The organism is Pseudomonas sp. TE21435, assembly GCF_056279265.1.
In genome coordinates, this window is sequence record NZ_JBWBQZ010000001.1 from 5,319,125 (window position 1) to 5,341,417 (window position 22,293).

Below are 22,293 nucleotides of genomic sequence, written 5' to 3' on the forward strand. Positions count from 1 at the left end.
CTGGGCGGACGCTATCGCGGGGCAAGCCCGCTCCCACGCCTTTCAGCGCCCGCGCAACTGTCTGTCCGGCAAGGCCAGCGCCGCCAACAGGCCGATCAGCGAAGCCCCGGCACTGACCAGCAACAGGTCGCGGAAGGTTTCCAGCAAACGCGCCTGGGTGTGCGGATCCGCCTCGCCCGCCTTGAGGCTGCCCAGCAGCGGGTTGCCCAGCACTTCGAAGCCACCCTGGTGCAACCACGCCAGCAACAGGCTGGACATGCACGCCACCCCCATCGCCCCGCCCAGCGAGCGGAACAGGTTGGTGGTGCTGGTCGCCACGCCGATGTCCTGGCTGTCCACCGCGCTTTGCGTGCCCACCAGCGAGGTGGGAAATTGCAGGCCGCAGGCAATGCCTGTCAGCAGCATGAACAGTGCGCTCTGTAACCAGGCTTGCGGCGGCGTCAGTGCCATGGCTGCGATCGCCATTGGCATCAACAGCGCGCCTGTGAGGATCTGTGGCTTGAAGCGCCCGGTGCGGCTGGTCATGCGTCCACCGGTAAAGGCGCCGATTGGCAGCCCCATGGCCAGCGGCAGCAAGTGCAGCGCCGCGCTGTCGGCGCCGGCACCGGTGATGCCCTGGTAGCGCAGGGGCATCAGCATGGTCAACGAGATTGACTGGAAGCTGGCAAAGAAGATCACGCACCAGCACAGCACCGCGACCCGGTTGCCGAACAGGCCCAGAGGCAACAGTGGCTCGCGACAGCGCCGCTCGTGGACTATGAACGCCGCCAGCCCCAGCAGTGCGCAGGCCAGCAACGCCAGGACCTCGGACGACCGCCAGGCATGCCCCTGGCCGACCAGGGTGATGCCCAGCAGCAGGCTACCCAGACCGAGGATCATCAGCGCCGCGCCGAGGTAGTCGACCTGTGCCTGGCGATGCTTGACCGGCAACCCGTCCAGCGCCCGGTGGATCACCCACAGCGCGATCAGCCCCAGCGGCAGGTTGATCCAGAACACCCAGCGCCAGGACAGGTACTCGGTCAGCCAGCCGCCCAGCACCGGCCCGGCGACGCTGGCCAGGGCATACATGCTGCTGAAATAGCCCTGGTAGCGGCCGCGTTCACGAGGTGGCACGTAGTCGCCGATGATTGCCTGGCTGACCGACACCATGCCACCCGCACCGATACCCTGGAGCACCCGCGCCAGCACCAGTTGCGGCATGTCCTGGGCCAGGCCGCAGGCCACCGAGGCCAGGGTGAACAGGGCGGTGCCGGTGAGGATCATGCGCCGCCGCCCATAAAGGTCACCAAGCTTGCCGTAGATCGGCACGGCGATGGTCATGGCGACCATGTAGCCAGAGATGACCCAGGCCAGCAGGCCGACATCGTCGAACTGGGCGGAGATCGCCGGCAGCGATACGGCGACGATGGTCTGGTCGAGGGCACCGAGGAAGATCGCCAGCATCAGGGCGGTAAGAACGCTGCGCAGAACGGTGGGGGGCAGGGCGGCGGTCACGGTGGATACCTTGTGGTCAGAGCTGGCGCGATCGCGAGGCATCGAGGGAGCGGGCTTGCTCCGTGATGGGCTCATTCGTGGTGGGGCATTGTACCCTGAGTTACATAGCTACCTATGTACTCCGTGCATCCCCTATGCAAGATCGGCATTGGCGCATTCATCCAGCGCTGCATGGCCGCGTGATATCGTGGCAGGGCCGCAGAGGCTGAAATCCGTGGCCTGCACCAGCTTGGTGCAACTATTTTCCACAGGTTTCGCGTCGCTGTATGTCCACACCTTCTATTCCTCTGCCTGCATGTCGAGCATGACCGCCCTGATGGCGACGGTTGGAACAGTCAGGTAGACCCGATACAGGGGTCGGTTGTCAGCCGTTCACCATTTCTCATTACAAGCGGAGTGATCATGCCCAAGGCTTCCCACCACGATCTGCGTTTTGCCTTCCGCGAACTGCTTGCTTCAGGTTCGTGCTATCACACCGCGTCGGTCTTCGACCCGATGTCAGCCCGCATTGCCGCCGACCTTGGTTTTGAAGTCGGCATTCTGGGTGGTTCGGTCGCCTCGCTGCAGGTCCTGGCCGCGCCGGACTTCGCCCTGATCACCCTGAGCGAGTTTGTCGAGCAGGCTACCCGTATCGGCCGTGTCGCCCAGTTGCCGGTGCTTGCCGATGCCGACCACGGCTACGGCAATGCGCTCAACGTGATGCGCACGGTGATCGAACTGGAACGCGCTGGCGTTGCCGCGCTGACCATCGAGGATACCTTGCTGCCTGCCCAGTTCGGTCGCAAGTCCACCGACCTGATCTCGGTGGAGGAGGGCGTGGGCAAGATCCGCGCGGCACTGGAGGCGCGGGTCGATTCGGCCCTGGCGATCATTGCGCGCACCAATGCCGGCGTGCTGACCACCGAGGAAATCATCGTGCGCACCCAGAGCTACCAGAAGGCGGGCGCCGATGGTATCTGCATGGTGGGGGTCAAGGACTTCGAGCAGCTTGAACAGATTGCCGAGCACCTGAGCGTGCCGTTGATGCTGGTGACCTACGCCAACCCGAACCTGCGCGACGACGAGCGCCTGGCGCGCCTGGGCGTGCGTATCGTGGTTGACGGCCATGCCGCCTACTTCGCCGCGATCAAGGCCACCTACGACTGCCTGCGTCAGCAGCGTGGCCTGCAGCACAAGTCGGACAGCCTCGGTGCCACCGAGCTTTCGCACACCTACACCCAGCCCGAGGACTACATTCGCTGGGCGAAAGAGTACATGAGCGTCGAGGAGTGATCCGACCTACCTGACGGCGCTCAGCGTGGCGCTGTGGGGAACGCAATGCTCATGGACGCAACTGTTGGCCGTGTTGGGCTGGCTGCGCAGCAGCTCCACCCGCCAGCAGGCCGAGCCGTAGAGCCCGGCTACCGCGAGCAGGGCGAAGACGAGGGCGCAACGCCTGGATTTGATACTCATGGTGCAGACCTCCTGTTGATGCAACAGGTGATACCTTCAAGCATAGGCCCAATGCGCGTATCTGCACCGTCTTGACTCAGCTCAACCCCTTGTCCCACTCCGGTTCGTCGCCAAACCGCTGCGCGAGAAAGTCCAGCATGCTGCGCAATGTCGCCGGCATGTGCTTGCGCGAGGTGTACACCGCATTCAGGGTAAGTTCCCGCGGCTTGGCTTGCGGCAGCAATCGCACCAGCTCGCCACTGCGCAGTGCGGCTGCTGCCTGGTAGGTGGGCAGCATGGCGATGCCGGCATGGGCCAGGGCGGCTTTCTGCAGGGTCATGGCCTCGTTGGCGCTGATGTTGCCCTGCACCGGCACGGCGACGCTCTGCCCGCCCACCTCGAAATGCCACAGGCTGTGACCGAAGTAGGCGTGGGTCAGGCAGTTGTGCTGGCTCAACGCCTCGACCCGGTCCGGCGTACCGTGCTCGCGCAGGTAGGCGGGGCTGGCGCAGACCACCGAGCGGCACACGCTCAGGCGCCGGGCGATGAGGTTGGGGTCGACATCGTTGCTGGTGCGGATCGCCAGGTCGATGCGCTCGTCCACCAGGTTGACGGTGCGGTCGAGCATCTGCAGCTCAACCTTCACCCCGGGGTAGCGTTTGACGTAGGCCGCCAGCGCATCCACCAGCTGGGCTTGGCCGAACGAGGTGCTGACGCTGATGCGCAGCTCGCCACGGGGCGCGTCGTCCGGCTGGCGCACGGCGCTTTGCAGGTCGCCGGCCAGCTCCAGCATCTGCCGACAACGTGGCAAGGTCTCGAGGCCTGCCGCCGTCAGGCTGAGCTTGCGGGTGGTGCGTTGCATCAGGCGTGCCCCGACCCAGTCCTCCAGCTCCGCCAGGTAGCGGGATACCACGGGCCTGGAGAGTTCCAGGTGGTCCGCGGCGGCCGACTGGCTGCCCAGGTCGACGACGGTGACGAATACGCGCATGGCGTTGAGCCGATCCATGATCTGTCCGATTTTAGAAACAAACTATGTCGAAGCATCGCATTTTTTGTATTGGATCGGGCAACTAAGCTTGCACCCATCGTCCCACTCACAGGATCTTGCAATGTCTCTCTTCACGCCCCTTCGCGGCCTGCTGCTGGCCTGCCTTACCCTCGGCGGCCAGGCCATGGCTGCCGAACCGCTCAAGCTGGAAGCCTACAACCCCGGTCACGCGGCGATCTTCCCGGTCAGCTCGGTGATCGTCAGCGGTGCCCACGATGCCATCCTGGTCGACGCCCAGTTCGGCAAGGCCCAGGCCGAGCAGGTGGTCGAGCGCCTGCGTGCCAGCGGCAAGCGACTGACCACCATCTACGTCAGCCATGGCGACCCGGACTACTACTTCGGCCTGGACACCATCACCCAGGCGTTCCCCAAGGCCCGCGTGGTCGCCTCGGCCGCCACGGTCGAGCATATCCGCAAGACCATGGACGCCAAGCTGGCCTACTGGGGCCCGCAGATGGGCGCGGACAAGCCGGCACGTCTGGTGGTGCCCCAGGTACTGCAGGGTGATCGCCTGGAACTGGAAGGCCAGGCACTGCAGGTCGTCGGCCTGGACGGTCCGCAGCCGGACCGCAGTTTCGTGTGGATTCCCTCGATCAAGGCAGTGGTCGGTGGCGTGGTGGTTTCCGAGGGCATCCATGTGTGGATGGCCGACACCCAGACCGCGCAATCCCACGCCGACTGGCTGAAGACCCTGGCGAACATCGAACAGCTCGCCCCGCGCACGGTGATCCCGGGGCACTACCTGGGCGACAGCAGCCGCTCGCTGGACACGGTGCGCTTCACCGCCGGCTACATTCGTGACTTCGATACCGAGGCCGCCAAGGCTGCCAATGCCGCCGCGCTGATCGCGGCGATGAAGCAGCGCTACCCGAACCTGGGTGACGAGAGCTCCCTTGAATTAGGCGCCAAGGTCGCCAAGGGCGAGATGAAGTGGTAACCCCTTTCAACCTGTTGGAGTGTTTCCCATGAGCAAGATCGCAATCATCGGCGCCACCGGGCGCGCCGGCAGCCAGTTGCTGGAAGAGGCCCTGCGTCGGGGTCACAGTGTGGTGGCCATCGCCCGCAATCCGAGTGCGCTGCAAGGTCGTGACGGCGTGACGGTGAAGGCGCTGGATGCCAAGGACAGTGCCGCCCTGCAGGCGGCTGTGACAGGCTGTGACGCGGTGTTGAGCGCGGCGCATTTCTCGACCATCGAGCCTGGCGCGATCATCGAGTCGGTCAAGCGTGCCGGGGTCAAGCGCCTGCTGGTGGTGGGCGGCGCCGGTAGCCTGCTGCTGCCGTCCGGGCACCGGGTGATCGACAGCCCGGATTTCCCGGAAGCCTACAAGGCCGAGGCCAATGCCGGTGTGCGCTTCCTCGATACGCTGCGCCAGGAGCCGACCCTGGACTGGACCTTCCTGTCGCCGTCGGCGGAGTTCGTCGAAGGTCAGCGCAGCGGGCACTACACCCTGGGCAAGGATCACCTGCTGATCGGCGCCGACGGCAAGAGCTGGATCACCTTTGCCGACTATGCCATCGCCATGCTCGACGAGCTGGAGAAGCCGGCGCATTCGCGGGCACGGTTCACGGTCGGTTACTGAGGCGTCTGCATCGCGGGGCAAGTCGGGGCCCCGCGATTGATGTCATGTGCGGGCACGCGCCTGCAGCCACTCCATCAACTCGACCAACCCCGTGGGCATGCTCTTCGACGGGCTGACCAGGTAATACCCCTTCCCGGTCGTCACCTTCAGCTCGAACGGCATGCACAAACGCCCGGCGCGCAGGTCGTCGCCAATCAGCGAAAAGTCGCCGATGGCGATCCCGGTCCCCTGGGAGGCCATGGCCATCGCCATGTCCAGTGTCTCGAAGTGCTGCTTCGGTCCCTGGGGTTGGACGCCGGCATTGGCCGCCTGCAACCACAACCGCCAGTCGTGCTCGTCCCGAGAGGGGTGCAGCAGCATCTGCCGCGCCAGGTCCTGCAATTGCAAGGGGACGCTAGATAGCGATGGTGCGCAGACTGGTGTCAGTTGTTCATCGAACAGCTTGCGTACCTGCAGCCCATGGTTCGGCACCGTGCCATACACAACGGCCGCATCGAAGCCCTCGCGGCGAAAATCCACGCCATGCTGCACCGTGGTGGTCAATTCCACCGGCACATCCGGGCGTAGCGCCTGCCATTCCAATAGCCGCGGCAGCAGCCAGCGCATCACGCAGGTCGGCGCCTTGAGCTGCAGCGTCGTACTGCGCCCGCCGACTTCGCGCACGCCTTGCTCGATCAGGGCGAAGACCTGTTGCACCCGAGGCAGCCAGTCCTGTCCTTCGCGGGTCAGGGCCAGGCCACGGGCCTGGCGCTGGAACAGCGCATAGCCCAGATGTTCCTCGAGCCCGGCGATCTGTCGGCTGACCGCGCCCTGGGTGATATGCAACTGTTGCGCGGCACGGGTGAAGTTGCAGTGCTGCGCGGTCACCAGGAAGGTGTGCAGGGCGGGGAGGGGCGGCAGGCGTTTCATTGTGACAAGCCATGATATTAGGTCATGGCTAGTATGTGTTTTTTTGCATTGTGGCGGTAGTCGGCACTTGGTTCCATGAGCACCAGTCTCAACAAGAATCGGGTACTCGATGATGGCAACCTGTGGCGAAGTGCTGGTCAAACTCCTCGAAGGCTATGGTGTCGACCATGTCTTCGGCATTCCCGGCGTGCATACCGTGGAACTCTACCGCGGCCTGGCTGCCTCCTCGATCCGCCACATCACCCCGCGCCACGAGCAGGGCGCCGGGTTCATGGCCGATGGCTACTCGCGTACCCGGGGCAAGCCTGGGGTGTGCTTCATCATCACCGGCCCGGGCATGACCAACATCACCACCGCCATGGGCCAGGCCTATGCCGACTCGATCCCGATGCTGGTGATTTCCAGCGTGCAGTCGCGCAGTCAGTTGGGTGGCGGGCGCGGCAAGTTGCACGAACTGCCCAACCAGGCGGGGCTGGTGGCGGGGGTGGCGGCGTTTTCGCATACCTTGATGAGTGCCGATGACTTGCCCGAGATATTGGCCCGTGCCTTTGCCGTATTCGACGGTGGCCGCCCGCGCCCGGTGCATATCGAGATCCCGCTGGATGTGCTGGTGGAGCCCGCCGATCACCTGCTGCCGGGCCGCCCGGTGCGCACCGCCCGGGCGGGCGCGGCGCCGCAGACCGTGCAGCAGATGGCCATGCGCCTGGCCAAGGCGCGCCGGCCGTTGATCCTTGCCGGCGGTGGTGCCCTGGACGCCGCCGCCGGGCTGGCCAGGCTGGCCGAGCACCTGCAGGCGCCGGTAGCGCTGACGATCAATGCCAAGGGGCTGCTGCCGGCCAACCATCCGCTGCAGATCGGCTCGACCCAGACTTTGCCGGCCACCCGTGCGCTGGTGGCCGAGGCCGACGTAGTGCTGGCCATCGGCACCGAGCTGGCCGAGACCGATTACGACGTGACGTTCAAGGGTGGTTTCGAGATTCCCGGCAGCCTCCTGCGGATCGATATCGACCCGGACCAGACGGTGCGCAACTACCCGCCCGAACTGGCCCTGGTGGCCGATGCCGCACAGGCGATCGAGGCCCTGCTGGTGGCCCTGCACATGCAGGCGCAACCACCGCGTGATGGTCACTGGGGCGCTGCTCGGGCCGCCCGACTGCGCCAGGAAAACGCAGCCACCTGGGACCAGCCGACCTTGAGCCAGACCCGTTTGCTGAACAGTATCCTGGAAACCCTGCCGGATGCCGTGCTGGTGGGCGATTCGACCCAGCCGGTCTACACCGGCAACCTGACCCTCGACATGACCCGACCACGCCGCTGGTTCAATGCCTCGACCGGCTACGGCACGCTGGGCTATGCGTTGCCGGCGGCCATGGGGGCCTGGCTCGGCAGTGCCGAAGCGCGCGCCGCACGTGCGCCCACGGTATGCCTGATCGGTGATGGCGGGTTGCAGTTCACCCTGGCCGAGCTGGCCAGTGCCGTCGAGGCGCAGGTGCCGCTGATCGTGCTGCTGTGGAACAACCAGGGGTACGAGGAAATCAAGAAATACATGGTCAATCGGGCGATCGAGCCGGTCGGTGTGGACATCCACACCCCGGACTTCATCGGCGTGGCACGGGCGCTGGGGGCCGATGCCGAGTCGGTGGCTGACGTGGCGCAGTTGCAGGCGGCGCTGGGCCGAGCGGTGGAGCGCCCGGGGCCGACGTTGATCCAGGTGGATCAGGGCCAATGGCAGTTGGCTGTGCAAGGCTGACTGCGCCACGAGGACTGTGCCCTCGATTCGCCGGGTGCGGCGGGTCGTTCAACTGGCGCTGGCGCGCAACCTTGCCACGTCGCGGATCGGCGGCGCGCCATACAACCGGCTGTATTCTCGGCTGAACTGGGACGGGCTCTCGTAGCCCACCCGGTAACCGGCCACGGCAGCCTCCAACCCCTCGTTGAACATCAGGCGTCGGGCTTCCTGCAGGCGCAGTTGCTTCTGGTACTGCAAGGGGCTCATCGACGTCACCGACTTGAAGCGGTGATGCAAGGTGGAGACGCTGAGGTTCACTTCCCGGGCGAGGTCTTCGATACGCAACGGCTGGTGGTAATGGTTGTTGAGCCAGGTAATCGCCTGGCAGACCCGATGGGTCTGGCTGTTGGCCAGGGCGATTTCGTACAGACGGTAACCTTGGGGGCCGCGCAACAGGCGGTAGAAGATTTCCCGGCGGATCATCGGCGCGAGGATGGCAATGTCGCGTGGCGAGTCCAGCAGTTTGATCAGGCGGATCAACGCGTCCAGAAGCTGCGGATCGCTTTTCTCCACGTACAGGCCGAGACCTGATGGCCGGTTGGGCACGACCATCGGGCTGCTCTCGGCGATCAGTTGGCTCAGTTGCGCCGGGTCGATGTCCAGGCGCAAGCCCAGCGCGGGATGCTCGGGGCTGGCCTTGAGCAGGGCGCCGCTGATCGGCAGGGTGACCGACACCACCATGTAGTGCAGCGGATCATAGGCGTAATGTTCGTCGCCGAGGATCAGGGTCTTGCTGCCTTGGGCAAGAATGCACAACGCCGGTTGAGCCAGCGCGGGCATGCCGCGGATCTCCTCTTCGTAGCACGTAAGGTAAAGGTCCTCAATGGCCGACGCCGGGCCATGGGGCTGGCCGGCGTGGCGCTGGATCAGCGCGGCCAGTTCCTGGCGCTGCAGCTCAAGGGTCGAGTCGGGTGGCGGGAGCGTGGTCATGGCGTGGTTCCTCTACTGACCGGGCCAGCATAGGTATGGGCAATGTCGGGCGCTAGTCGAATGCTGTCGTTCGATTGCCTGATCCTGTCGCACGGCAGGATCAGGCAATCGAACGACAGTAATGACCTAACGTCGCGCGAGGGCGAGGCCCTAATCTTGGCAGCCTGTTTTCCCGTCCGTAGCGCTTCAAGGAGATCGTTCATGACCCAGCCTCAACCGGTCACTCACCTGGCTTTCATCCGCGCCAGCAACGGTCGTTCGGCGGAACTCGGCATGCGCCTGCGCGACCTGCTGGAGCCGTCGCTGCGGGCGCCCGGCTGCCTGAGCTTCAGTGTGCAGCGTTCGCAGGTCGATGCCGATCTGTGGCTGCTCAGCGGCAGCTGGAGCGACCAGCAGGCGATGAGCGGCTATTTCGCCTCGCCCACCCTGGAGGTGTTCGGCGAGCTGGTCCAGGCGCAGGTGGTCAGCAGCCTGGACCTGCATACCTTCGCCTGATGTGTAGAATGCCGCCCCTACATCATTCAGGCGGAGTGCAGCATGGCACGTAAAGAATTCCCCCACTTCGAAGCGGTCTCGGCGATGGTCCCGGTGCAAGGCGGCGGCTACCACGCGGCGATCGCCGTGAAGGCCCTGGGCATGGGCGGTGCGCCGCGCTTTCACAAAGTGCTCGACGGGCAGGTGTTCCAGTCGGCGATCGCGGCCGACACGGCCGCTTGTGCTGAACTCGAACGCCTGCAGGGCGTAGGCGAGGAAGGCGAACTGCTCTTCTGATCAGACCTGTGGACGGGCCATCTTGAACAGCTCGCCCAGCGCAAAGTAGTCGGCCGGGCCGCCGCCACGCAGGATCGGCTCGGCGGCGGCGGTGTCGTAGATGCCGTCCTTGAGCAGGTGCTCGGCAATGTGCACCGCCACTACCTCTCCGAGGATCAGCCAGCTGGGGACAAGTTCCTGGTCGGCGCGTTTGAGCTGGACGATCTGGCTGACCTTGCATTCGAAGCTCACCGGGCTCTCGCCCACGCGTGGCACCTTGACCACGTTGGACAGGGCCGGGGTCAGGCCGCTGAGCGCGAACTCGTCGATATCTGCCGCCACCGCTGCACAGCTCTGGTTCATCTGCTCGGCCAGCGGCCGGGTAGCCAGGTTCCAGACGAACTCGCCGGTCTGCTCGATGTTGTTCAGGCTGTCTTTGCGCCCGACGCTGCAGAAACCGATGATCGGTGGGATGTAGTTGAAGGCGTTGAAGAAGCTGTAGGGCGCCAGGTTCAGGCGGCCTTCGCGATCATGGCTGGAGATCCAGCCGATGGGCCGTGGGCCGACGATGGCGTTGAATGGGTCGTGGGGCAGGCCGTGGCCTTTGGCGGGTTCGTAGTAGTACATCTGCGCAAGGCCGCGAGGCCCTTCCTGGTGGGGGACGAGGCGCCTAGTTTGCCAAGGCTTGGCTCAACTGCAAATGATCAAGCCCGGCCGAAGCCGGGCTGGTAGCGCGCATCAGTGATCAGCTGATGCGGTGGCCGTTGGTGCGGTCGAAACCATCCTCTGCGAAGCGCTGGCCGTTGGTGCGGTCGAAACCATCCTCTGCGAAGCGCTGGCCGTTGGTGCGGTCGAAACCATCCTCTGCGAAGCGCTGGCCGCCGGTGCGGTCGAAGCCATCTTCGGCGAAGCGCTGGCCGCCGGTGCGGTCGAAGCCGTCTTCAGCAAAGCGCTGGCTGCCGGTGCGGTCGAAGCCATCTTCGGCGAAGCGCTGGCCGCCGGTGCGGTCGAAGCCGTCTTCAGCGAAGCGCTGGCCGCCAGTACGATCAAAGCCATCTTCTGCGTAGGTGGCCGACTGGCTCTGTGCAGCGGCAAAGGTGTGGGCGTTGGTGCGATCAAAACCGCCTTCGGCGAAGGCGCCAGTAGCCAGTACCGACAGCGCGAGGGAAAGGATCAGTTTGTTTTTCATGGTCGTTGCTCCGATGAGTGCCAGGGGTTGTTGTTTCTATGGGTTTAATATTACGCCTGCAAATTTGATTAAAAAGCGCAAAAAATAATGGATAAAAATCTAATAATTAGATTGGTTAGGGCGTGAATGACCTTCAATGCAGTCTTCTGGCGCCCTGCTCGCCGATCAGCCCTGGAACGCAAGAATGAAAAGCGCAGACCGACGACAGGGCCATATCAGCATGTGCCCAGACAATTAATGGGAAATTAAGGCGTGGCGGCAGCGGTTCCTGGGGAGGCATGCACAGGCCGCAAGGCGGCTTGCACCTGTTCCAGCAGCGTCATTTCGTGCAAGCGTCAGGTCGCTTGGGTGTTCACCGTATAGCGGGTACTTCGCCCGCCAGCGGGCAGACGAACCAGGCAGTTTTTCTGCAGCAGGTCGGCCAGGTGCCGGGTGGCCGTGGCCTTGGAGACCTTGGCCACGGCCTGGTACTGGCTGGCGCTGATGCCATCCTCGAAGCCGCGAGACCCGCCATCGAGCAGTCGATTGAGCACCTTGACCTGTTCGGGCAACAAACCATCGCCCCGATGGATCAGCCAGAAGCGCGACTTGGCCAGCACCCGGTCAATGCGCACCAGCGCTTGCTGGAGGCTGCGCAGCAAGGTGGCAAGGAACCAGGCTAGCCAGCGTGTGACGTCCAGGTCGCCGCGCTGGCTGCTTTCAAGGGCTGCGTAGTAGCCGGAGCGATCTTCCAGGATACTGCTGGACATGGCGTAGAAACGCACCGCTCGCTGCTCGCCCTGGGCCAATGCCAGGTCTGTGATGGCGCGGGTCAGGCGGCCATTGCCATCGGCGAAGGGGTGCAGGGTGACGAACCAGAAATGGGCCAGGCCCGCACGCAGCAGGGGATCGAGTTGCCGATCATGGCGGCTGCTCTCGAACCAGTCGAGGAACTGCTGCACCTGCTGCTCCAGGCCGGCGCGTGGCGGTGCCTCGAAATGCACCTTGGGCTTGTCGATACGCCCCGATATCACCTGCATCGGGGCATGGTCGCGCCATGCGCCGATTGGCAGGGGAGGTGCGAGCGAGTCGTCGGTTTCGGGGAACAGCCAGCGGTGCCAGAGGAACAGGCGCGGCTGATCCAGTGGGCGAACATAGCCCATGGTCGCGTCCACCATCAGCTCGGCCAGGCCCTCGCTGCGTGTCGTGGTTGTTCCCGGCTCGGCAATGCCAAGCCGTCGGGCGAGGGAGGAGCGAACGGACTCCACATTCAGCTGTTCACCCTCGATGGCCGAGGACGTGACAATGTTCTGCAACAGGGTATCGAGCGTGTCCAGGTTGGCATTGGCCTCGGTCACTGCTCCCGCTCTGCCCAGCAGGCAACCCTGCGCCTGTACGCAGTCCCTGAGCAAGGGGGCAAGTTGCGACTCGTTCCAGCGAAAGCCGGGCCAGTCGGCCTGCTGCCACACCCAGAAGGTGTCTGCAGCGGTGTGCTGTTTTGAGGTCATGAGCCGAATAATAGCGCTATTCAGCTCATATTGTGAGCCGAATAGCGCTATTGTTTAGGACACGCCTATTAAAAAGGGGCGCTCCGTCAATCGTAGCGCCCCTTTTTCACGTTTGGCGAGCAGGGATCAGTCAGTGGTGATCCGCGAATGCTGCTTGGTGTCCTTCATCGTCGCGTACACCAGCAGCGAGCAGGCGATGCAGGCGGTGACGTACCAGTAGAAACCGGTCTCCATGCCGTTGCTCTTGAACCACAGGGCCACGTACTCGGCGGTGCCGCCGAAGATCGACACGGTCAGCGCGTAGGGTAGGCCCACGCCCAGGGCACGGATCTCGGTGGGAAACAGCTCGGCCTTGACCACGGCGTTGATCGAGGTGTAGCCACTGACAATGATCAATGCGGCCATGATCAGGAAGAACGCGCCCCACCACGTCTGGATAGTGTGCAGGGTGCTGAGGATCGGTACGGTGAACAGGGTGCCGAGCACACCGAAGGCGATCAGGATCGGGCGCCGGCCGATCTTGTCGGACAGGCCGCCGATCACCGGCTGCAGGCACATGAACAGGAACAGCGTGGCCGCCGAGATGGTGGTCGAGTCGCTGATGCTCATGCCTACGGTGTTGACCAGGTACTTCTGCATGTAGGTGGTGTAGGTGTAGAAGGCCAGGGTACCGCCCATGGTCAGGCCGACCACGGTCATCAGTTCCTTGGGATGACGCATCAGGGTGCGCATCAGGTTCTCTTTGGACTTTTCCTTCTTGGTGAAGGAGGCGGTCTCTTCCATGCCACGGCGCAGGTACAGGGCGACCACCGCGCACAGCGCGCCGATCACGAAGGGTACGCGCCAGCCCCAGGCGTACAGCTCCTCGGTAGTCAGCGTGTTCTGCAGGACGATCAGCACCGCCAGGGCGATGAGCTGGCCGGAGATCAGGGTGACGTACTGGAAGCTGGAGAAGAAGCCGCGGCGCTCCTTGCTGGCCATCTCGCTCAGGTAGGTGGCCGAGGTGCCGTATTCACCCCCTACCGAGAGGCCCTGCATCAGGCGGGCGATGACCAGCAGGACCGGTGCGGCGACGCCGATGGTCTCGTAGCCCGGCGTCAGCGCGATGACCAGCGAGCCGGCGCACATCAGCAGCACCGAGGCCATCAGCGCCGCCTTGCGGCCCTTGCGGTCGGCGTACAGGCCCATCAGCCAGCCACCGATCGGGCGCATGAGGAAGCCCACGGCAAAGATTGCGGCGGTGTTGAGCAGTTGGGCGGTGGTGTCGCCGGCGGGGAAGAAAGCCTTGGCGAAGTACAGCGAGAACGCGGCGTAGACGTACCAGTCGTACCATTCGACCATGTTGCCGATGGAACCACTGAAGATCGATTTGAGGCGGCTGGCGGTGGACTTTTCCGCGGCGGGCGCAACGGCCGCCCCGGTGGGCAGAGTGCTGGCGTTATCCATCAGGGATACCTTCTCGTTGTTTTTGTGGAGCGCGCTCGGGGCGCAGCTTGAGAAGGGTTTTGCAGGAGGTGTGCCAAAGGGGTGCTTGGTGGTCCATTTGGGGGCGTCTTGTGCCCTGTCGCTGGCAAGCCAGCTCCCACCGTATCTGGCTTGCATGGTGCCTGGTGGGCGCTGGCTTGCCAGCGATGGGCTGCCAGGCAGCCCCGGCGATTCAGCATGCAGTGAGCGAACTTCCGCTCATTGGGCTGGGCCGATAAGCGGAAATCCGCTCATTCGTTGCCGAGAAAGTCCTCACGCACCAGGCCATGGCGCTGCATCTTCTCGTTCAGCGTACGCCGCGGCAGTTGCAGCGCCTCCATCACCCCCTTGATCTCGCCCCGGTGCTGGCGCAGCGCCGCACGCAAGCATTGGGCTTCGAACGCCTCCATCTGTTCGCCCAGCGACTGCCCGCCTGGCAGGCTCTCAAGGTTCTGCGAATCCAGCCCCAAGGCATGACGTTCGGCAGCATTGGCCAACTCACGCACATTGCCCGGCCAGTCGTGGGCCAGCAGCTGCGCCAATCGTCCTCCGCCGACCGGTGGGGCATGGCGGCCCAGGCGTTCGGCAGCGGTGCGAGCGAAGTGTTCGAACAGCAGCGGGATGTCTTCACGGCGCTCGCGCAGTGGTGCCAGGCGCAGCTCGGCAACGTTGAGGCGGTACGCCAGGTCTTCGCGAAAGCGCCCAGCACGGGCCTCTTCAAGCAGGTCCGGTTTGGTCGCGGCGATGATGCGCAGATCGACGGCGATGCTCTGGTTAGCCCCCAGGCGCTCAAGCCTCTGCTCCTGGATCACCCGCAACAGTTTGGCTTGCTGGGCCAGGGGCATGCTCTCGATCTCGTCGAGGAACACCGTACCGCCATTGGCGTACTCCAGCTTGCCGATGCGCTTGCCCTGAGCGCCGGTAAAGGCGCCGCTTTCATGGCCGAACAGTTCGGCTTCGAACAATGTTTCGGGGATGGCCGCGCAGTTTAGCGCGACAAAGGGTTTGTCGGCGCGCGGGCCGAAGTCGTGCAGGCAGCGCGCCACGCGCTCCTTGCCGCTGCCAGTTTCGCCACGGATCAGCACGTTGACCGGCAGGCTGGCCAGCTCCAGCACCTGTCGGCGCAGTTGCTGCAACCCCTGGGACATGCCCAGCAAGGTGTTCTCCAGCTGGGCCTTGAGGTCGGCCTGCTCATGCAGGCGGCGGTTTTCCAGGACCAGCTGGCGTTTTTCCAGGGCCCGGCGCAGGCTGCCCATCAGGTGCTGTGGGGTAAAGGGCTTTTCCAGAAAGTCGTAGGCACCGTTGCGCATCGCCTCCACCGCCATGGGCACATCGCCGTGGCCGGTGAGCAGAATCACCGGCAGGTCGGGGTCGGCCTGCTGGAGCCGGTCGAGCAACTGCAGACCGGACATGCCGGGCATGCGCACGTCGCTGAGGATCACGCCGGGAAAGTGCGCCGGGAGTTGCGCCAGGCACTCCTCGGCACGCTCGAAAAGCTGCACGTTGAAGCCTGACAGGCTCAGCCATTGTTCCACCGCAGCGCGGATGCTGGCTTCGTCATCGACAACGATCACTGAATTCAACATACCGTCTCCAGGTCGCGGGGCAGGGTGAGGCTGAAGCGGGCGCCCCCCGGCAGGTTCTCGACCTGCAGGTGGCCGCCGGCATCGATGACGATGCCGTAGGAGATGGCCAGGCCCAGGCCCAGGCCCTCGCCGACCGGCTTGGTGGTAAAGAACGGGTCGAAGACCCGGCAAAGGTCGGTGTCGAGGATGCCGCCACCGGAGTCGAGCACGCTCAGGCGCCACTGCGCATCGTCCGCCTCGATACGGATCTCCAGGCGTTTGTAGCGCTTGTCGGCCATGGCGTCGAGGGCGTTGCGCAGCAGGTTGATCAGCACTTGCTCCAGGCGGATCGCATCGCCACGGACCCAGGCCGGGCGCGCCAGGTACAGCGCCACCTCGACGTTTTCGGCGCGCATGCGGGTGTCCAGCAGGTGCAATGCCTGGTCGACCACGGTGGCCAGGTCCAGGCGTTCGCGCAGGCCTCCGGGGCTGTTGCGGGCGAAGGTTTTCAGGTGGCCGGTGAGCGCGGCCATGCGGCTGAGCATCTGCTCGAGCGGTTCCAGGGCCTGGCGGGCTTCGTCATGACGGCCATGATCAAGCAGCAGGCGCAAGGTTTCCAGTTGCATGCGCTGGGTGGTAAGAGGCTGGTTGATCTCGTGGGCCAGCGCGGCCGACATCTGCCCCAGCGCCGCCAGCTTGGCCGACTGCACCAGGCCTTCCTGGGCCGTGCGCAGCTCGCGGGTACGCTCCTCGACCTGGCGCTTGAGCTCCTCGCGGCTGCGTTGACGCAGACGGGCCAGGCGCAGGCGCTGGCTGACGAACAGCGCGGCGAACACCAGGCTCAGCCAGATCGCCGCGGCGGCGAGGGCGGCGTTGCGCCCATCCTCGGCGACCTGCGGCTTGCGCAACAGGTGCAGGGTCCAGCCTTCGGCCTCCAGGGGCAGGCGCTCCCACAGGTACTCGGCGGTGCCATCCGGGCCTTGCACGCGGGTCAGGTGGCTGGTGTCGGTGAAGCGAGTCAGGGCCTGGTGCTGCAGGGGCACCAGCGGCTGCTTGTCGTACTGGCGGGTCTCCGCCAGCTCGGCGCGGTCGGCACCGGACAGCGGTTGCAGTTCGCGGTAACGCCAGCCGTCCTGGTTGGCAATAAAGGTGATGCCGCGGGCATCGCTGACCAGCAGGATGTCGTTGCCCTGGCGCCACTCGCGCTCGAGCTCCGGGAACTCCAGCTTGACCACCATGGCGCCGAGGAAGCGGCCATGTTCGTCGTTCACCGCGCTCGCCAGGAAATAACCTGGCACGCCGCTGGTCACGCCGACGGCGTAGAAGCGGCCACTGCCCTGGCTGCGAGTCTGTTTGAAATAGGGGCGAAAGCCGTAGTTGGAACCGACATAGGTGGTCGGCAGGCGCCAGTTGCTGGCCGCGATGGCCAGGCCCGTGCGGTCCAACAGCTCCAGGGTGGAAGAGTTGGCGGCGCCGTTGATGCGTTCGAGCTTGCGGTTCAGGGCGTCCTGCACCTGTTCGGTAACCGGGCCGCGCAGGGCGGCGATCAGTTCAGGGTCCAGCGCCAGTACCGCAGGCAATGCACGGTAGCGCTCGATCAGGGTATGCAGGGCGTTGGCATACAGGCCCAGTTGCTGGCCGGCCCGGCGGGCGTCGGTTGCCATCGCCTCGCGCTTGGCCTGGTGCATGGCCCAGCCGGCGCTGAGTGTGGTGCCGACCAGGATCAGCAGGATGATCAAACCCAGGCGCAGGGTGCGGAAGGATGAGGGCATGGGGCGGATCCGGGGTTGCGGTTGTCTGTGCCGGCCTCTTCGCGGGGCAAGCCCGCTTCCACAGCGTGATGTGTGGAAACGGGCTTGTCCCGCGATGGGGCCGGGTCTGGCTTACAGCAGCTCGAAGCTCTGCTGTTGCACCGCTTCGGAATCGAGGCCGACCTGCACGTTGAACTGGCCAGCCTCGGCAACGTGCTGCAGTTGGCCATTGTAGAACTTCAGATCCTGCTCACTGATGTCGAAAGTCAAGGTTCGCGACTCGCCGGCCTTGAGCATCAGCTTCTGGAAGTTCTTCAGCTCCTTCACCGGGCGGCTCATCGACGCGCTCTGGTCCTGGATATACAGCTGCACCACCGTCTCGCCGTCACGCTTGCCGGTGTTCTTCACGACGACCTTGGCCTTGAGGGTCGCGCCGCGCTTTAGCTCGGTCTGCGACAAGGTCAGGTCGGACAGTTCGAAGCTGGTGTAGCTCAGGCCGTAGCCGAACGGATACAGCGGGCCGTTTGGCTCCTCGAAGTACTGCGAGGTGTAGTTGCCCGGCTTGCCTGGGGTGAACGGGCGGCCGATGCGCATGTGGTTGTAGTACATCGGGATCTGCCCGACCGAACGCGGGAAGGTGATGGCCAGCCGCCCGGACGGGTTGTAGTCGCCAAACAGTACGTCGGCGATGGCGTTGCCGCCTTCGGTGCCGCTGAACCAGGTTTCGAGGATGGCGTCGGCCTGCTCGCGTTCCCAGGCGATCGACAGCGGACGGCCGTTCATCAGCACCAGCACCAGGGGTTTTCCGGTGGCCTTGAGCGCCTTGATCAGGTCGCGTTGTACCGCGGGGATCTCCAGGGTGGTGCGGCTTGAGGACTCGTGGGACATGCCGCGGGACTCGCCGACCACGGCCACGACCACGTCCGATTGCCTGGCGGCCTTGACCGCTTCGTCGATCAGCACCGCGGCCGGACGCGGGTCGTCGACGATTTCCGGGGCGTCGAAGTTGAGGAAGTTCAGGTAATCGAACATCGCCTTGTCGCCAGTGACGTTCGAGCCCTTGGCGTACACCAGCTTGGCCTTGCCTTCGACGGCGCGGCGCAAACCTTCACGCACGGTCACCGAGTGCTGCGGTTTACCGTCGGCGGCCCAACTGCCCATCATGTCGATCGGCGCATCGGCCAGTGGGCCGACCACGGCGATGGTGCCGGCTTTTTTCAGGGGCAGGGTCTGCTCGCGGTTTTCCAGCAGCACCAGGCCGCGGCGTGCCACGTCACGTGCGGCTTCGCGGTGCAGGCGGTCCTCGGCGTAGTAGTCCTTCAGGTCGGTCTCAGGCTTTGGAATGCGCACGTAGGGGTCTTTGAACAGACCCATGTCGTACTTGGCGCCCAGCACTTCACGCACTGCCTGGTCCAGTTCTGCCTGGCTGACCTCACCGGACTTCAACAACCCAGGCAGTTCTTCGCCGTAGAGGGTGTCGTTCATGCTCATGTCGATGCCGGCCTTGATCGCCAGCTTGGCGGCTTCGCGGCCGTCACGGGCCACGCCATGGCGGATCAGTTCCTGGATGGCGCCGTGGTCGCTGATGGTCACGCCCTTGAAGCCCCACTGCTTGCGCAGCAAGTCGTTCATCAGCCAGGTGTTGGACGTGGCCGGCACGCCGTTGATCGAGTTCAGCGCCACCATTACCCCGCCAGCACCGGCGTCGAGCGCGGCGCGGTAGGGCGGCAGGTAGTCGTTGTACATCTTCGGCAGGCTCATATCGACCGTGTTGTAGTCGCGGCCCCCTTCCACGGCGCCGTACAGGGCGAAGTGCTTGACGATGGCCATGATGCTGTCGGCATTGGCCGGGCTCGACCCCTGGAACGACTTGACCATCACCTGGCCGATCTTCGAAGTCAGGTAGGTGTCCTCGCCAAAGCCTTCGCTGGTGCGCCCCCAACGCGGGTCGCGGGCAATGTCGACCATCGGTGCGAAGGTCATGTCCAGCGAGTCGGCGGCCGCCTCGATGGCCGAGGTGCGGCCGACCTTGGCGATGGCGTCCATATCCCAGGACGAGGCCAGGCCCAGGCCGATCGGGAAGATGGTGCGTTCGCCATGGATGGTGTCGTAGGCGAAGAACATCGGGATCTTGAGGCGGCTGCGCATGGCCGCGTCCTGCATCGGACGGTTCTCCGGGGCGGTGCGCGAGTTGAAGGTGCCGCCGATGCGTCCGGCGGCGATTTCCTCGCGGATCTTCGCGTGGGGCATCTCGGGGCCGATGCTGATCAGGCGTAGCTGGCCGATCTTCTCGGCCTCGGTCATCTGGCTGATCAGATGGTCGACGAACGCCTGCTTGTCCTGCAGGGGCGGGGCGATAGGGGCGGCAAGGGCCGCCTGACTGGCAAGGCCCATGGCCAGGCCCAGCAAAGACAGTTTCATCATCAATTCCGTTGTCGAGTGATAGCGGTGGGCCGAGACGTTTCGTATGCCTGTTGTTGTCGTGTCCGCTGGCCGTGTTGTGGATCATTCATCCATGATCCGACGCAGTCGCGGATTATGCCTTATATGAGGCATTTGTTGAGATACACTCTCGCCCACCCGATTGCCGGGATAACAACGATAAGAACGCTCGAGAGACGAAGGCATGACCGAATACGAACAGCGCCAGATCGCCGAGGCGATTGCACGCGCCGAACGGCGCACCGATGCGGAGCTTGTGACCGTGCTGGCCCGCCGCGCCGATGATTTCCCCTACCTGCCGTTGATCTGGGCCGCCTTGCTGGCCTTGTTGATACCCGGCGCGTTGCATGTGTGGCTGGGTGGTATCGGCGTCAATGGCCTGTTGTTGGCGCAGATGCTGACCTTCATCAGCTTGTGCCTGGTGTTGCGCCATCCGCGCCTGGCTGCCTGGGTGGTGCCGTCGATGTTGCGCCGCCGGCGCGCTTCGGGCCTGGCCCGCCAGCAGTTTCTCGAGCTCAACCTGCAGCGTACCGCCGGGGCCACGGGCGTGCTGATCTTCGTCAGCGAAGCCGAGCGCCATGTCGAGATCCTGGTCGACGAGGGCATCGCCCGGCACCTGCCCGAGCAGGCGCGCGAGGCGATCGTCGCCCGTTTCACCGACCAGGTGCGCCAGGGCCATACCTTGCAGGGCTTCGTCGAATGTATCGAGGCCTGCGGCGAGCTGCTCAGCGAACATGTACCCCCGACCCATGCGCGCAACGAACTGCCCAACCGCCTGGTGATTCTCGACTGACCGTTGGCGAGCAAGGGCATGTTTCGCCAGGGGCATCATCGACGTAGAATGCCCGGCATTGCGCATCGCGCTCCCCGCATTTCGAGGCACCCGTTTCCATGTCTTCCCCTTCCTCCGCCCCTGGCGCGCCGGACGCGCGCGCCCAGTTCCTGAGCCTGCTCGCCGATGCGCTGGGCGACGGCAGCCTGAGCAAGCTGGTGCTGGCCCGCCATGTCGGTACCGACCAGACCCTGCAGCGGATCATCGCCAAGGCGGTGCAGATCAAGGGCCAGGCCTGCCTGTCGTTGGTCTACCGTCACCAGACCCGCGACATTACTCGCAACCTGGGGTTGGACGAGGCGCAGGCGCTGGTGGCTGAACTGCTCCCCGAGAGCTTTCGCAACGCGCACCTGTTCACCCCGGCCGGTGAGGTGCAACTGGAGTTCAGCAAGAAGGGCAAGCCGATGCTGCGCCGGCACCTGGCCCAGCAGGCGCCCCGCGAGACGGGCGCGGGTGGGCATGACCGGCAGAAGAAGCGTTACCTGGAGCTGTCGCGGCCGTTCCTGCGCGACCTGGGGGTGACTGACGCGCAGGGCGCGCTGATCCCGTCCATGTCGCGCAAATGGAAGCAGATCAACAAGTTCATCGAGGTCTTCGACCATGCCTTGAGCGACGCGCCCGTGAACCCCCAGCAGAGCCTGAAGGTCGCCGACTTCGGTTCGGGCAAGGGCTATCTGACCTTTGCCATGCACGACTACCTGCGCAACACCCTCGCCCGTGAGGCGCAGGTCACGGGTGTCGAGCTGCGCCCGGACATGGTCGAGTTGTGCAACGCCGCCGCCGCGCGCCTGGAGCACCCGGGCCTGGTGTTCGAATGCGGCGATGTGCGCAGCGTGGTGCCTGAGGCCATCGATGTGATGATCGCCTTGCATGCCTGCGACATCGCCACCGACTATGCCATCCACACCGGTATTCGCTGCAACGCCGCGATCATCATGTGCTCGCCGTGCTGCCACAAGCAGATCCGCCCGCAGTTGCACAGCCCAGGGCTGTTGCAACCGATGCTGCAGTACGGGCTGCACCTGGGCCAGCAGGCCGAGATGCTCACCGACAGCTTGCGCGCCCTTTATCTGGAGGCTTGCGGCTACGAGACCAAGGTGTTCGAGTTCATCTCGCTCGAGCATACCAACAAGAACAAGATGATCCTTGCGGTCAAGCGTCGGCAGCCCCAGGACAATGCGGGTCTGCTGGAGAAAATCGCCGAGCTCAAGGCGTTCTATGGGGTGCGCGAGCATTGTCTGGAGACGTTGTTGAAGGTGGATGGGCTGATCGCTGGTTAAGGTCCATTCATGCTTTGCGTGGGCTACCGGTCGGTTGACTGGAAAGATGCAGCGCCTGGGATACCGAGCGCCGCCCGCGCGGCGCATCGCGGATGAATCCGCTCCTACATTTGCTGCAACGTACCGAACCTGTCAGGCCATGGTTGCCAGCCTTGGCGCAGGGCTTGAGACAGATGGGGCGGCAGCAATGCCCGCCGAAAAATCGTGTCGAGCGCACAAGGCTAACAACCATGGCCTATCAGGCATGGTCACGTTGCAACAAATGTAGGAGCGGATTCATCCGCGATGCGCCGCGCGGGCGGCGCTCGATCTGATAGGCGCTGAAAGGCTGTCGCCAAGCCCCTGGCAGCCC

20 protein-coding genes are annotated in these 22,293 nt (G+C 64.7%); 8 read left to right on the plus strand and 12 right to left on the minus strand.

The features are described from left to right. Positions 1-42 precede the first annotated feature (42 nt). Positions 43-1,494: an MDR family MFS transporter gene (locus tag ACZ9C1_RS24100; RefSeq protein ID WP_476254444.1), complete on the minus strand. Its 1,452-nt coding sequence runs from the start codon at positions 1,492-1,494 to the stop codon at positions 43-45. A 402-nt stretch (positions 1,495-1,896) separates the two neighbouring features. On the opposite strand from ACZ9C1_RS24100, the gene ACZ9C1_RS24105 reads away from it, so the two are divergent. Then, positions 1,897-2,766: an isocitrate lyase/PEP mutase family protein gene (locus tag ACZ9C1_RS24105; RefSeq protein ID WP_023630223.1), complete on the plus strand. Its 870-nt coding sequence runs from the start codon at positions 1,897-1,899 to the stop codon at positions 2,764-2,766. 6 nt (positions 2,767-2,772) lie between these two features. On the opposite strand, the gene ACZ9C1_RS24110 is transcribed toward ACZ9C1_RS24105, so the two are convergent. Then, complete coding sequence (locus ACZ9C1_RS24110) at positions 2,773-2,946, minus strand: hypothetical protein (RefSeq protein ID WP_173862428.1); 174 nt, start codon at positions 2,944-2,946, stop codon at positions 2,773-2,775. A 76-nt stretch (positions 2,947-3,022) separates the two neighbouring features. Next, complete coding sequence (locus ACZ9C1_RS24115) at positions 3,023-3,931, minus strand: LysR family transcriptional regulator (protein ID WP_102682765.1); 909 nt, start codon at positions 3,929-3,931, stop codon at positions 3,023-3,025. A 103-nt stretch (positions 3,932-4,034) separates the two neighbouring features. Between ACZ9C1_RS24115 and ACZ9C1_RS24120 the strand changes: the two genes are divergently transcribed. Then, complete coding sequence (locus tag ACZ9C1_RS24120; protein WP_476254445.1) at positions 4,035-4,910, plus strand: MBL fold metallo-hydrolase; 876 nt, start codon at positions 4,035-4,037, stop codon at positions 4,908-4,910. Between the two features lie 28 nt (positions 4,911-4,938). Continuing rightward, positions 4,939-5,553, plus strand: coding sequence for an NAD(P)-dependent oxidoreductase (locus ACZ9C1_RS24125; protein ID WP_476254446.1), 615 nt, complete (start codon positions 4,939-4,941; stop codon positions 5,551-5,553). Between the two features lie 42 nt (positions 5,554-5,595). Here ACZ9C1_RS24125 and ACZ9C1_RS24130 read toward each other — a convergent pair whose 3' ends face one another. Then, positions 5,596-6,462 (minus strand): LysR substrate-binding domain-containing protein, encoded by an 867-nt coding sequence (locus tag ACZ9C1_RS24130; protein WP_476254447.1) that lies wholly within the window; start codon positions 6,460-6,462, stop codon positions 5,596-5,598. A 112-nt stretch (positions 6,463-6,574) separates the two neighbouring features. Between ACZ9C1_RS24130 and ACZ9C1_RS24135 the strand changes: the two genes are divergently transcribed. After that, positions 6,575-8,212 (plus strand): 5-guanidino-2-oxopentanoate decarboxylase, encoded by a 1,638-nt coding sequence (locus tag ACZ9C1_RS24135; RefSeq protein WP_476254593.1) that lies wholly within the window; start codon positions 6,575-6,577, stop codon positions 8,210-8,212. 48 nt (positions 8,213-8,260) lie between these two features. Here ACZ9C1_RS24135 and ACZ9C1_RS24140 read toward each other — a convergent pair whose 3' ends face one another. Next, complete coding sequence (locus ACZ9C1_RS24140) at positions 8,261-9,181, minus strand: AraC family transcriptional regulator (protein WP_110697659.1); 921 nt, start codon at positions 9,179-9,181, stop codon at positions 8,261-8,263. Between the two features lie 201 nt (positions 9,182-9,382). On the opposite strand from ACZ9C1_RS24140, the gene ACZ9C1_RS24145 reads away from it, so the two are divergent. After that, positions 9,383-9,676: a putative quinol monooxygenase gene (locus ACZ9C1_RS24145; protein ID WP_023630181.1), complete on the plus strand. Its 294-nt coding sequence runs from the start codon at positions 9,383-9,385 to the stop codon at positions 9,674-9,676. A gap of 42 nt (positions 9,677-9,718) precedes the next feature. Then, positions 9,719-9,952, plus strand: coding sequence for a hypothetical protein (locus ACZ9C1_RS24150; RefSeq protein WP_277503035.1), 234 nt, complete (start codon positions 9,719-9,721; stop codon positions 9,950-9,952). On the opposite strand, the gene ACZ9C1_RS24155 is transcribed toward ACZ9C1_RS24150, so the two are convergent. The 7 genes from ACZ9C1_RS24155 to bglX all read right to left on the minus strand — a co-directional run bounded on the left by ACZ9C1_RS24155 (position 9,953) and on the right by bglX (position 19,811). Beyond that, positions 9,953-10,558 (minus strand): flavin reductase family protein, encoded by a 606-nt coding sequence (locus tag ACZ9C1_RS24155; protein WP_102682760.1) that lies wholly within the window; start codon positions 10,556-10,558, stop codon positions 9,953-9,955. Between the two features lie 118 nt (positions 10,559-10,676). Beyond that, a complete protein-coding gene (locus ACZ9C1_RS24160; protein WP_476254448.1) occupies positions 10,677-11,120 on the minus strand; it encodes a DUF2790 domain-containing protein in 444 nt (147 codons plus the stop codon). A gap of 335 nt (positions 11,121-11,455) precedes the next feature. Beyond that, positions 11,456-12,607 (minus strand): Fic family protein, encoded by a 1,152-nt coding sequence (locus ACZ9C1_RS24165; protein ID WP_110697665.1) that lies wholly within the window; start codon positions 12,605-12,607, stop codon positions 11,456-11,458. 126 nt (positions 12,608-12,733) lie between these two features. Beyond that, complete coding sequence (locus ACZ9C1_RS24170) at positions 12,734-14,053, minus strand: MFS transporter (RefSeq protein ID WP_110697667.1); 1,320 nt, start codon at positions 14,051-14,053, stop codon at positions 12,734-12,736. A 269-nt stretch (positions 14,054-14,322) separates the two neighbouring features. Continuing rightward, positions 14,323-15,657: a sigma-54-dependent transcriptional regulator gene (locus ACZ9C1_RS24175; protein ID WP_111531736.1), complete on the minus strand. Its 1,335-nt coding sequence runs from the start codon at positions 15,655-15,657 to the stop codon at positions 14,323-14,325. Continuing rightward, on the minus strand, positions 15,651-17,408 hold the full coding sequence (locus tag ACZ9C1_RS24180; protein ID WP_102682755.1) for an ATP-binding protein: 1,758 nt from the start codon (positions 17,406-17,408) through the stop codon (positions 15,651-15,653). The genes ACZ9C1_RS24175 and ACZ9C1_RS24180 overlap by 7 nt, the downstream gene beginning before the upstream one ends. 111 nt (positions 17,409-17,519) lie before the next feature. Further along, positions 17,520-19,811 carry a beta-glucosidase BglX gene (gene bglX, locus ACZ9C1_RS24185; protein WP_277503038.1) on the minus strand — a complete coding sequence of 764 codons (2,292 nt, stop codon included), beginning with the start codon at positions 19,809-19,811 and terminating at the stop codon, positions 17,520-17,522. Between the two features lie 202 nt (positions 19,812-20,013). On the opposite strand from bglX, the gene ACZ9C1_RS24190 reads away from it, so the two are divergent. Next, entirely contained in the window at positions 20,014-20,622 is a 609-nt protein-coding gene (locus ACZ9C1_RS24190; RefSeq protein WP_102682753.1) for a TPM domain-containing protein, read from the plus strand. 98 nt (positions 20,623-20,720) lie between these two features. Then, positions 20,721-21,941, plus strand: a complete 1,221-nt coding sequence (locus ACZ9C1_RS24195) for a class I SAM-dependent methyltransferase (RefSeq protein ID WP_476254449.1) — start codon at positions 20,721-20,723, stop codon at positions 21,939-21,941. Positions 21,942-22,293: the final 352 nt, after the last annotated feature.